Raw genomic sequence first — 12,763 nt, 5'->3', positions numbered from 1 at the left:
TTTTGAATACTAAAGAAATATTAAAGTCCTGTAGCTTATGTATTAGAAATTGTAAGGTGAATAGATTAGAAAACCACTTAGGTTTTTGTAAATCTGGATATAGTATTGATGTTGCAAGAGCTGCTCTTCATCATTGGGAAGAACCTTGTCTATCTGGTGAAAATGGTTCTGGCACTGTATTTTTTTCTCACTGTAATTTTAGATGTGTATTTTGCCAAAATCATGAAATTAGTCAAGAAAATAAAGGGAAACCAATTTCTATAGAAAGATTAAGTGAAATATTTTTAGAGCTACAAGAAAAAGGAGCTCATAATATAAACCTTGTAACTCCGACCCATTATGTACCTCAAATAATAGAAGCTTTAATTATTGCAAAATCTAATGGATTAAATTTACCAATTGTTTATAATACTAATGGTTATGACTCATTAGAAACTATAAAGTCCTTAAAAGGTTATATAGATATATATTTACCTGATTATAAATACTTTAATGAAAAATATGCAATAAAATATTCAAAAGCTCCTAACTATAGCAATAATTTAAAAGAATTAATTAAAGAAATGGTTCTTCAGGTAGGCACTCCAAAATTTGATGAGAATGGATTAATGATTAAAGGAGTTATAATAAGGCATTTAATGCTACCAGGTCTTTTATTTGATAGTAAAAAAGTAATTGATGATATATATATAAATTTTAAAGATAATGTTTTTATAAGTATTATGAATCAATATACTCCTATGAATAATGCTTCAAATTACCCAGAGATAAACAAGCCATTAAATCCTAAACACTATGATTCATTAATAGATTATGCTTTATCTATAGGAGTTACTCAAGGGTTCATACAAGATACTGGAACCAATACAGAAGCCTACGTTCCTAATTTTAACAATGAAGGTGTATAGATTTATCTAAAAGTATTTATTAGAAATAGGCTGTCACAATAAATAACACTACATTATATTAATTTAATTAAATGACTTAATTTTAATATATGTGAAAATTAGTTTTAAGACAGCCCTTTTCTTTTAATAATTTTAAACTTATATAATTTATAAAAACAATTTATTTTTTATAATAAGCTATATAGTTATAGACTATGTTTTATTGGCTTCCTATTTTTAAATGTATATATATTTTTATATCCTAAATCTTTTAATATCTTTAAAGCTTCCTTACAACCTTCCCCTACATCTTCAGCTTTATGTCCATCAGATCCTATAGTTATTATTTCTCCCCCTAGTTCTTTATAAAGCTTTAAGATTTCAACCTTAGGGTGAATACTATTTAAATCATTTCTAAGGCCTGATGTGTTTATTTCTATTCCTTTTTCTCTTTCTATAATTTTAGATAGTATTTTTTTTATTTGTTCTTTATAATCTTCAAAATTATAATTACCAACAATATTTAAAGCATATCTACTCATTAAATCTAAATGAGCAGCTATATCAAAATCGGCTAAGCTAACCATATCGTAATATTCATCAAAATATAAATCATAGCAGTCCTTGTTTCCTACTTCTTTTGCAGTAGTTCTAAGTCCTCTATCCTTTATATTATGTATAGAACCTAATATAAAATCTATAGGAAGATCCTTTAAAGTTTCTTTTAGTTCTTCCATCTGTAGGTGAGGTTCACAAAGTTCTAATCCATTATGAATATTCAATTCTTTAAACTCTTCTTTAGCTTCTCTAATTTCTTTAAAGTATTTATTGAAATTCATATGTCCAAAAGTTTTTTTATTTTCATCTAAAGAAAAATGTTCTGTAAAAGCTATATGAGTAATTCCCTTTTTCAAGGCTTCATTACACATATTATTTATCTTTTCCTTTGAATCAAAAGAATTATCTGAATGGGTATGAAAATCATATATCATTAAATCACCTTATTTCTTTAGTATTTCACATTTTTAATTTTATCATAGTAAATCAGGAAATCAAAAGCACAAAAAAAGATTGTATTATAACTCTAATCACATAGTATAATTATATAATTTAAAATATATAACTAGCTGTTATGATAATTAATTCATAATACAATCTTTTCAATATTTATTCTTTAATATGTCTAAACCTTACTCTACAAGTCTTTAATTTTTTAATATTTATTCTCTAACCATAGGTAACTTTATAATAGCTTTAAATAAGTCTCCATCTATATCTATATTAAAGTAACCCTTCTGAAGCTCTATAAAACTTTTAGCAATAGCTAATCCAAGTCCAGACCCTTCTGTATTTCTAGAATCATCTGCTCTTTTAAATCTTTCTGATATTTCATCTGGATTAAAGTCCATTTCATATGATGATATATTTTTCATAGCAATTTTAACATAATCATCTTCTTTATCTAAAGTTATATATACCCTAGAACCCTCTAATGAGTATTTTAATATATTACTTATAAGATTTTCAAAAACTCTCCAAGTTTTCTTTCCATCTGCCATTACATAAATTTTTTCTTTTTGTAATTTTATTTTAAAATCTAATTTACTATTATTTATCTTATCATCGAATTCTGCTAGTGTTTGCTTTAATAATGAATTTATTTCTATCTTTTCAATATTCATATCTAAAGCACCACTTGAAGCTTTTGATACTTCAAATAAATCCTGTATTAATAGTTTAAGTCGTTGAGATTTTCTATCTAATATTTCTATATAATCTCTTATTACTCCTATATCTTCTTCTTTCTTTAATAAATCCACATAATTTATTATAGATGTTAATGGAGTTTTTAAATCATGAGATACATTAGTTATGAGTTCAGATTTTAATCTCTCACTTTTCATCTCCTTAGATATAGATTCTCTTAATCCATCACTTAAATTATTTATATTATGAGCAAGCTTTGATAACTGTCCTTTACCCCTTTCTTCAATTCCAGAATCTAAATTACCTTCTGCCATATTCTCTGTATCTGTTATTATCTGATCTAAATAACTTAATGGTCTATAAATTATTATAAATATTAAAATATCAAATAATATCATTATAAATGCAACTAAAAGTATGAACTCAGTACAATAAAAATCTAAAATTATTATCCATAAAATAATAAATTCAATTATAATTAATCCTAAAAACATAATAATAAATTTTTTACCTATTGATTTTCTCATATAAGTTTTCTTTATATTTAAAAATAATTTATATAAGTTACTAACTAATTTATATAAAATACTATTTACTTTTATATTATTTTTTTTGCAATATATTATATCTCTTATTAAATAAATAGTCATTAATATACAAATAGCCATAAATATAAATTTTGTAGTATTCATGCTTTCTATAAATCTACCATTATAATAATCAACTACCCAATTGTAACTTGGTTTTCCAAAATAATAAAGAAGTATTATTCCTAAAATTCTAAATTCTATCCACAGCCTTCTTATACTTTGTTCAAAAACTCCACAATAACTCCACAAATTATTTTTGTTAATATAAAATAAAGTTAAAATTGCAAAAACAACGCTTACTAATAGTATAATACCTTGAACAATACTCTTATCAATTAATTTTTTATATAATGAATTCGCGATATATATTTGATCTCCTGACTTTATATTTTCATGAACTCTTATATATATATTAAGTATATCTCCATCGGTTTCTTTTAACCCATCATTATCTATTATTTCTTTATTTTTGATTTTTATAATAGAGTTATAACGACCACTTAAATCTTCATCAAAAATAAATTCTATTTGATTTTCATTTATTTTTTTTATTTTGTCTTCTACTTCTTCAAGAGTTCCTTCTAAATTAGACATATACTGTTTTGAATTAGTATTTAAAATTAAATAATCTAAATTTTTATATTTCTCTACATTACCTTTTGTTGTATCATATCTTTTTTCTATTTCTTCTTCTACGTTTGCTCTTATATCTTTCTCTGATTTGATATAATTTTCCGCCTTATACTGATTAAGTTTATCATTTTTCTCATGTATCAAATTAACCTTTTGATCTAAATTATTACTATTTTCCGCTTCTCTTATTCTATAATCAAAATCATCATCTAATGAATTCTCATAATCTTTTAATTTCTGATTTTGTTCTTCAAATGTACTTTTAGTTATCCTATTTATAGTACTATCTTTTTCTTTTGTATCATAAAAATAATTTACTAAATTAAGCCTAAACTCATTTATATAACCATTAAGATATGTTGCAAATCCTTTTTCTCCAAAGTATCTCTTACTATGATCTAATGTTATGCCTTCAGCCAAAGCAAATGTCATACAAAAACTTAAAATAATTAATGCTAATAATTGTTTTAACAATTTATTGTTTTTCCATTTTATATCCAATACCCCACACCACCTTTAAATATCTTGGTTCTTTAGGATTTATTTCTATCTTTTCTCTAATCCTTCTTATATGAACCGCCACTGTATTTTCTGCATTATAGCTTGGCTCATTCCAAACCATTTCATATATTTCATCTATAGTAAAAACCTTACCTATCCTTCCCATTAAAAGTTCTAAAATGCCATATTCTCTAGGAGTAACCTTTATATTCTTTCCATCTACTTTTAATGTTTTTTCATCTTTATTTAAAACTATACCTCCAAGTATAATCTCATTTTCGTTTTTTAAATTTTTATAATTTCCTAAACTTACATACCTTCTAAGTTGTGACTTCACCCTAGCTATAAGCTCTAAAGGATTAAAAGGTTTAGTTATATAATCATCTGCTCCCATATTTAAACCTAATATTTTATCGCTATCTTCTGACTTTGCAGAAAGCATTATTATTGGTATATTCTTTTTTTCTCTAATCTTGAAAGTAGCTCTCATTCCATCTAATTTAGGCATCATAATATCCATCAAAATAAGATGAATTTCCTCTTCACTTAATATATCTAATGCTTGTATTCCATCATAAGCCTTAAACACTTTCATCCCTTCATTTTTAAGATAAATTTCTATAGCATCTGTAATTTCTTTTTCATCATCTACCACTAAAACTTTATATGTCATTTTTATCCCCCTTAATTTTTACTTTTTCTTAATTTCCCATAATATCCATCTCCCAACCATTATTCCATAATAGAATCATAATAATCAAATCTTTCATTATATCTATCATAATTCTTAAATTTCTCTTACAAAAATTATTTTTATAAAAAACAAGCTACTTAAAGTAAAAATCAATTTCTACTTTAAGTAGCTCTTTTATCTTTTTTATCCTTTTACAATTTTTAGATTAATATTTTAATATTCTATATAAAATCCTTAAAATAAATCATCAAAATAAGTTACACTAGGTATATTTTTACTTTGGCTCATTTCATAAGTCATTGGCGGATAAAAAATTCTTTCAATTCCCTCTAATGTTCCTCTAAGCTCAGCGATCTTAGTTACTCCAACATAAACATCAGATATTTTGTACCATGTTGCATAATCTACAACTCCTATTTGAGGTAATCCAAATACACTTTGAAAAACCTTTACTGACTCTCTTGTTTTAGAACCATAAATTCCGTCTTCTATAACTTTTGGTATTAAAGGATAACTTCTAGCTATAACATTTAAATAATTTTGTATTGTTTTTACCGGCTCTCCCTTAGATCCAAGTCCTAGAGTATATCCTGGATAAGATTTTGGAACCCCTGATACCTTCTGTGCAGTAGTAAGTTCTATATCGCTACCATAAAAGTTTCTTAATATTTGTATAGGTGTTTTTCCTTCATCACCTAAATATTTACTTCCCCATTGAGTCATCCAACCAGGACACTGAACATTTTTACCATCACAATACTGTGCTAAAAGAGGTTGTTTTCTTCCTATTCTTTTAATATACGTAGAAAATATTTCTTCAACTACTACATCTATTGTATCAAATATATTTCTACCATAGTTAAAAGCATGATCATAAGCCGTTGAACTAGTTATTGTAAAATTCTTTCCTTTACCTGTATACCATTCTGTGTAAACTCTATTTAAAGTAAAAGAAATTATACAAAGAATATTAGCAGCAATAGTACTTCTACTCCAAGTAGGATATATTTCACAGCTAGCTACATTTTTTATATAATCTTTAAATGTTACCTTATAATTTGGAGCAGATGGGTCATTTGGAGATCCTTGATGTACTATTATAAATTCCGGAATAACAGGATTTGGTAAAACTACTGTTCCTGAAGGTGGTGGAGGTAATATTTTCTCTGGATCTTCAGGAATTTTTGCAGGATAAGATCCTAATAAAGTATTAGGTAATACTTCTATTACTTCAGGCTGCCTTGAGTATCTATTTTGTTGCAAATCACAATTTTGAATTGCTAATCTATCAGGAAATATCTGAGCTGATTGTATAAATAATGTATTGAATCCGTCTCTCTCTACTTTAATATCCACAAAACTATATGGTATGTTATTATTAGGCTCTTCAGAATATTGAATTGGAGGTGCATCCACCTCAATTTCTATAGTTTGACCTGAACTATCTGTGCTTACTTCCTTAGTACTACCATTTATAGATGCTACCTCTCCAGTAGGAGTAATTGTAACTTTAGCCTTATCTACTGGTATATAAGTATTTTCACCATTGAAACATTGAATTTTAATTCTTCCTTTTGAAGCCATCAAATATTCTCCTAAAAATTACTTCTTTACTATTATATGAATTTATAAAATTACGGTGATTATAAATTAATAGATTTTAGGTCTCCTAATTAGCATTGAACCTACATAATAATTTTCAAATTCTTCAAGTTCATCTATATTTTCATCTTCACTTCTTGTAGCATCAAAAACACCTTTAACATTTAACATCCCATATCCCCATTGAGGATTAGGATAAACATCACCGGCTCTTTTTGAAGTTCCTCTTATTAAATAAGTTATTAATTTTGTAGAATATATACTTGGATCATTTCCATCTATAATTCCCCATTGCAGTATTAATGCACAGCATCCAGAAAGCACTGCACCTGCAACACTAGCTCCAGATACCTCAACTACACTACCACCTGGTGATACTGCTTTAGCATTTATTCCACCTGAAGTTAAATCTGGTTTTATTCTTCCATCTCTTGTATAACCTCTTCCAGAAGTTCCTACTGTAGCATTATTATTTTGATTATAAAATGAAGTAGATATAACTCTTCTTGCAGTAGCAGGGATTGTTATAGTTCCATATTGTGTTGGATTTAAAAATTTAGTATCTGGAGCTAATAATTTATCCTGAGGGAGCCAAGCATCATATCTTCCTTGGACTACAACATTACCAATAAGCTTAAATTGCCATATTCCTTCCTTTACATCATCTAATATAATCGTTATTTTTTGATCTCCAGTAACCTCTTCTGGTATCAAATATCGTACTTCAGCAGTGGTGCCTTCATATAAAAATTTTAATTTAGTCTCTTGCTTTAATTTAGGTGGTATCTCCTCAATAATTTCACCTGATGGAGAAATTATTGAAAGGGAATATTTATCAGGTTTTCTTATCCAAATTTCAAACATTAACCTTCTTTCAAGTTTTCCAACTCTTAATTCTATTATTCCAACATCTCCAGGTTGCTTTAGCTCTCCAGCAACATGAGTATCTGTATCTCCTTGATTCCCTGTATCAGCTACAACCACTACACCTCTAGACTTAGAAATGTCATCTATATACCTTTCAATTATTGAGCTGCCATCATGAGCACCTATATTAGTTCCTACTGGAATATATATAACCATAGGTTTCTTTAACTCTTTAGCTAAGCTTGCTAAATACCTAATGCCTAATAATATATCTGTATTTTCATATTTTCCTGTAGGACTCCCATAAAATCCAAAGTATTCTAAATAGCTGCGACTTGCTTCTTTAAGTTTTACTATAGCAAACTCACAATTTGGAGCTGCTCCTATAATTTCTTTATTTTTACCTCTAGCTCCAGCAATGCTTGCCATATTCGTTCCATGACCTAAATCATCCTTCGATGGAACAATCAAATAGGGGTCTCTACCTGCCATACTTTCCTTTATAGCATTATTTATTTGCTCCCTATTATATTCAATACCTATAGGTAATCTATTACTAGGATTTTCTGAAATCATTGTTTGATCCCATATTCTAATTACTCTTGAAGTATCATCTTCATTTATAAATTCAGTATTTAAATAATCTATTCCTGTATCCACTATTCCAACTACTACACCGTTACCATTAAGAGGGAGATATATATTATCATGAAATAAAGTCGCTTCTGTAGCTTCAACTGGAGATATTGCTGTTAGTGTATACACTCCTCCAATATCTATATAAACAATTTCTTTAATATCTTCTATAAGACTTAATGATTCACTTCTTTTTACATAAATAAGTGCATAATTTTCATCTAAAATAAAGACTTTACTAGAAGGATATGACTTTTGCACATTATTAATTAAATCTCCCACATACTCCACCAACAAAGAAGTATAGTCTGAAGATAAGTAAAAATCATTATCAACCCTCATATTCATATCTTTTCCCCTATTTAAATTACTTATAAGCTCAAAAGCACCATCTCCACATAAAGTTCCATATCCCCAACTATAATCTGGGTATTTTATATCTCTCCTAAATCTTTTAGCTCCTTTTAAAAGATAATATTTTAACCTATCACCAAACAAAAAGGGATCATTTCCTTTAGCAATCCCCCACTCCATTAATAAAGCACATACACCAGCTCCATGAGGAGCTGCCATTGATGTTCCACTTAGAGTATCAAATCCTCCATCTATAACTGTAGATAATATTTCTTCTCCTGGTGCTAATATATCAGGCTTAATATAATTATAAGAATTTCTACCACCTCTTCCTGAGAAAGAGGATAATGTGTTAGTCTTATAATTATAACTACCTACAGAAAGGGCTCCTCTAACAGTTGCTGGTATTCCTAATGTGTTGTAAACATCTGGTTGTAAAAATCTAGTTTTAATATTTAATCCTTCTGAAATAGGTAGCCACATATCAAAAAAGCCTTCATATTCATTAGTCTTTATTATATTCACTACCCATTCTCCACTAGTTAGAAACTGTGACTTAGGTACTAAAGCTATTGTAATTTCTCCATTTATATCAAAAGGTTTAGGTCCTGATGAATAAATAAAAACCTTATCTTCACCTACAAAAAACTCATTATATCCTTCAGTTATTGGTATATAAGCACTACTTCTACCAACTGGATTAGTTACACTCATTGTTATATCTATTAATAAAGGTTTATATAGCTGCAAATTTATAGACCTTTCTCCAGTAGATACTTCTAGTGATATGGATATGTTATTTCTAAGTTCTCCTCCAACATGATGGGCAGCATCTCCTTCATTTCCTGAAGCTATTACTATAGTTACTCTTTCTAATTTAGATATAATTTCAATGTATTGTTCTAAAAGAGAGCTACCATTATGAGCACCATCATTTGTACTCATACTTATATTTACAACTAAGGGTTTTTTTAATTCTTTAGATTTATCTATAAGAAACTTTAATCCTCTCATTAGTTGTGTACTTAATGAAAAATTAGCATTACCCTCTCTCGTAACCTTAACCATAATTATGTCACTTTCATAAGCTATTCCATAATTAAGTCTATCTATATTACCACCTGCACATGCAATTCCTGCAACATGAGTTCCATGGCCAGTTGTATCCCTTGATTTTACAATATCATAAGGATTATTAGATTTTAAAGCAGCGTTTATTTGTTCTCTAGTATATATTATTCCTCCCTCACTAATATCATATATATATTCTATTCTACTCTCACCATTATTGTTAATAAAAGCTTTATGGGTATAGTCAATTCCTGTATCAATAAATCCAACTAAAGTATCCTTACCAGTTAATCCTTCTATTCCTTGAATTATTGATATACAACTTGCTCTATTACTATAGTAATCAGTTGTGAATATTACTTTAGGTAACTCTGCATATATTACGCCTTCCACTTGATTTATTTTTTCTATTTCACCTGCTGGAAATGTTACTATACCAAAACCATAACCTAGGTTTTCAAACTTACCACCTAAGTTATCCACAGTTTTATCCACATTGTCCACATTTTCCCCACATAAGACCACAAGTTCTATCTTGCCTTTATTGATTTTTTCGTTCTCACTGATTTTTCCTAACTTATTTAATATCTGCTCAGGTATATTTGATAGCAAATTAAGCATATTATCTAATTTATTTCTTTCTAAAATAATCCGTCACCCTAAAAAAATTACTCCAATAATATAATATTCACTTTATAAAAGAATGTTAATATAAATATAATGCACATTTTTTCACATAAAATAACATATTATTAACATACTTATCCACAGAAATCACCTTACTTTTACACAATACCTTTTAATAATATTTTATTCTATTATTATTAAAAGCATTTTTATAAAATTCCATATTAATTTGTAAAAAATAAAAAACTTCTGTAATTACTTTAACTTTCAATTTAAGCAATTACAGAAGTCCTATTAGGATTTTTATAGTTTAATTTCTAGTTTATTAAGTTTTGCTAAAGGATTTACCTCTTTTAGATTAACTGTTTCTGTTCTTACTGAACCTTTATTGCTAATTAAAAGGGCTTTAGTATTATCTAATTTCTTTACTTGTCTAATGGCTCTTTTACCATTGTATTCTAAAAGACATATACTATTATTTTCTACTTCTTTTATTACATTACAAAAGGCTATATCCCCTTTAGCTATTCTAAAACCCATCATATCATCATCTTCTATAATAAGATAAAATACTTTATTAGCTCCATGTCCTTCTATTTTATTTGAAGTTACAGCCATAGATCTTGAACCATAAACCTTGCTTAAAGAGTAATCATAAATAGGAACATTCTTTAGAACTGATCCAAAAGCTTGATTCCAAACTTCATCAGTTTCTTCTAATTTCACCGGTTTTTTTGATCTTTCTTTTTTTTCTCTCTCTTTTTCTTTCCTTAAATCTTCATCTGTAACTACCATGTTTACATCATTTAAATCAACATTCAAAACCTTTGATATTCTTTGTATTAATGACTCATTAATTATCTTTCTTCCAAGTTCAACGTCATTTACAAACTTTTCCGCTACTCCAAGCTTTTTTGCTAGAGCTTTTTGAGATAATCCAGCCTTCATTCTACTATCTTTTATTTTATCTCCAACTCTACTCAATGTTATCTTCCTTTCTGCTGACTCTTATACCAATTTCTCTCCTCTACAAGATGCTCTAATAAATCTTTAAATGCCCACTTTGCTGAAGTAGGTGTTACTACTGCTAATATTACTCCTGGTATAACAGCTCTTATTATTTTTATAATATCCTTAAGTTCTTCATCAGATAGGTTATTAAATATTATTACTTTCTCTTTTGGAATATTTTCATTTACTGTTTCAAATTTATATCCATCTAATATAGCTTCTAATTTCATATTAGTCATTTCATCTGTTATTTCTATAAGCTTATACCCACCATCTGTTAAACATTTTCTTTCATCATCGCAAAGACCATAATGTAATATACTCTTTTTATTTTTTAGCATAATACCCTCCTATTTAATCATATTATAAAGTTTCTGGTTCTCCTAAATCATCAGCACCTTCAACTGTCACCTTTTCCATAACTTGATCTTCTAATGGTTTATCTCTAAAGTCGGTTTTTTCACTAACTATTTTATCAACTACATCCATTCCCTCTATAACCTTACCAAATGCAGCATATTGTCCATCAAGATGAGGTGCATCTCCTGTCATAATAAAGAATTGGCTACCTGCAGAATCTAAATGTGCAGCTCTTGCCATTGATAAAACTCCCTTTGTATGCTTTAAATTATTTTCAAAACCATTAGCTCTAAATTCTCCCTTTATTCTGTATCCTGGATTTCCCATTCCATTTCCTTCAGGACATCCTCCTTGAATAACAAAGCCTGGAATTACTCTATGAAATATAAGTCCATCATAAAATCCTTTTTTTATTAGACTAACAAAACTCTTTACTGTATTAGGAGCTATCTCTGGGTATAACTCAGCTTTTATAACTCCACCATTTTTCATTTTTATTGTAACTATTGGATTCATAATATTATCTCCTTCCAAAAATAAATATTAATATTATTATCAAAATCTTTTTATTAAATTCCTCTTACTCTTAAATTGATTATATATTATTTTACTCTTACTGTGAACTACTACCAGTAGCACAATTTATAAGTATTACTATACTAAAATAATAAAAAGCAAAAGACGTGTATTATCAATTATGATATACACGTCTTAACAACTATTAATTATCAAATTCTAAACACCTTCTTCGCTGCGGTGATGAACACTTCATTCTGTTAAAATATTAACTTTACTTTATTAATTAAAAGTTGTTCCATTTACAACTCTTGAATAATCCCTATAGTTTGATAAATTCTTAACACCAACATGTGAATTTATAAAATCTCTTCCTTGTTTATATATTAAATCTGTAAATAAGCATTGTAAAAAGCAAGTTGAAATTCTTCCCATGCCATCAAAATCAAGTTCTACACCATTATTTAAATTTTCTTCTACATACTCTCTTAATACAATAGCATCTTCTGTTGCAAAATTTTCTCCTAAAAACTCTTTTACTTTAATTTTCATATAAACCACCTCAAATTTGTTATTTTTAAAATTTTCTGATAATTTCTTCCTCACTTATAATATATCAATTATCATTTATTTTGTCAACAATTTAACAATAATTTTTGTGAAATTTTTAATTATTTTTTTAAATTTTAATTATTACATATACAAAT

General features: G+C 27.5%; 10 protein-coding genes. 1 reads left to right on the top strand and 9 read right to left on the bottom strand.

Annotated features, from left to right (window positions below):
• The first annotated feature begins 2 nt into the window (after window positions 1-2).
• A complete protein-coding gene (locus tag BUA70_RS01575) occupies window positions 3-908 on the top strand; it encodes a radical SAM protein (RefSeq protein ID WP_072892476.1) in 906 nt (301 codons plus the stop codon).
• Between the two features lie 185 nt (window positions 909-1,093).
• On the opposite strand, the gene BUA70_RS01570 is transcribed toward BUA70_RS01575, so the two are convergent.
• From BUA70_RS01570 to BUA70_RS01530, 9 genes are all read right to left on the bottom strand, one after another.
• Window positions 1,094-1,879, bottom strand: a complete 786-nt coding sequence (locus BUA70_RS01570) for a histidinol-phosphatase HisJ family protein (protein WP_072892475.1) — start codon at window positions 1,877-1,879, stop codon at window positions 1,094-1,096.
• Window positions 1,880-2,107: 228 nt separating this feature from the next.
• Window positions 2,108-4,318: a HAMP domain-containing sensor histidine kinase gene (locus tag BUA70_RS01565; protein ID WP_072892474.1), complete on the bottom strand. Its 2,211-nt coding sequence runs from the start codon at window positions 4,316-4,318 to the stop codon at window positions 2,108-2,110.
• Window positions 4,293-4,991, bottom strand: coding sequence for a response regulator transcription factor (locus BUA70_RS01560; RefSeq protein ID WP_072892473.1), 699 nt, complete (start codon window positions 4,989-4,991; stop codon window positions 4,293-4,295). The genes BUA70_RS01565 and BUA70_RS01560 overlap by 26 nt, the downstream gene beginning before the upstream one ends.
• A gap of 255 nt (window positions 4,992-5,246) precedes the next feature.
• Window positions 5,247-6,596 (bottom strand): peptidoglycan-binding domain-containing protein, encoded by a 1,350-nt coding sequence (locus tag BUA70_RS01555; protein WP_072892472.1) that lies wholly within the window; start codon window positions 6,594-6,596, stop codon window positions 5,247-5,249.
• 66 nt (window positions 6,597-6,662) lie between these two features.
• Window positions 6,663-10,190, bottom strand: coding sequence for a S8 family peptidase (locus BUA70_RS01550; RefSeq protein ID WP_278337222.1), 3,528 nt, complete (start codon window positions 10,188-10,190; stop codon window positions 6,663-6,665).
• Between the two features lie 282 nt (window positions 10,191-10,472).
• Window positions 10,473-11,153: a helix-turn-helix domain-containing protein gene (locus BUA70_RS01545; protein ID WP_072892470.1), complete on the bottom strand. Its 681-nt coding sequence runs from the start codon at window positions 11,151-11,153 to the stop codon at window positions 10,473-10,475.
• A 2-nt stretch (window positions 11,154-11,155) separates the two neighbouring features.
• On the bottom strand, window positions 11,156-11,521 hold the full coding sequence (locus BUA70_RS01540) for a DUF3783 domain-containing protein (RefSeq protein ID WP_072892469.1): 366 nt from the start codon (window positions 11,519-11,521) through the stop codon (window positions 11,156-11,158).
• Window positions 11,522-11,543: 22 nt separating this feature from the next.
• Window positions 11,544-12,056 (bottom strand): peptidylprolyl isomerase, encoded by a 513-nt coding sequence (locus tag BUA70_RS01535; RefSeq protein WP_072892468.1) that lies wholly within the window; start codon window positions 12,054-12,056, stop codon window positions 11,544-11,546.
• A gap of 282 nt (window positions 12,057-12,338) precedes the next feature.
• Entirely contained in the window at window positions 12,339-12,608 is a 270-nt protein-coding gene (locus tag BUA70_RS01530; RefSeq protein ID WP_072892467.1) for an STAS-like domain-containing protein, read from the bottom strand.
• Window positions 12,609-12,763: the final 155 nt, after the last annotated feature.

Origin of the sequence: Clostridium fallax (assembly GCF_900129365.1) — a bacterium.
In the GTDB taxonomy this organism is placed as follows: domain Bacteria; phylum Bacillota; class Clostridia; order Clostridiales; family Clostridiaceae; genus Clostridium_AH; species Clostridium_AH fallax.
The sequence above is the reverse complement of the archived record's forward strand: the minus strand, read 5'-3'. Positions and strand labels throughout refer to the sequence as shown.

Bases quoted from the DNA above. Each gene is read 5' to 3' on its own strand.
- BUA70_RS01555 (WP_072892472.1), bottom strand. From the start codon at position 6,596: ATGGCTTCAAAAGGAAGAATTAAAATTCAATGTTTCAATGGTGAAAAT.
- BUA70_RS01535 (WP_072892468.1), bottom strand. From the start codon at position 12,056: ATGAATCCAATAGTTACAATAAAAATGAAAAATGGTGGAGTTATAAAA.
- BUA70_RS01560 (WP_072892473.1), bottom strand. From the start codon at position 4,991: ATGACATATAAAGTTTTAGTGGTAGATGATGAAAAAGAAATTACAGAT.
- BUA70_RS01570 (WP_072892475.1), bottom strand. From the start codon at position 1,879: ATGATATATGATTTTCATACCCATTCAGATAATTCTTTTGATTCAAAG.
- BUA70_RS01530 (WP_072892467.1), bottom strand. From the start codon at position 12,608: ATGAAAATTAAAGTAAAAGAGTTTTTAGGAGAAAATTTTGCAACAGAA.
- BUA70_RS01540 (WP_072892469.1), bottom strand. From the start codon at position 11,521: ATGCTAAAAAATAAAAAGAGTATATTACATTATGGTCTTTGCGATGAT.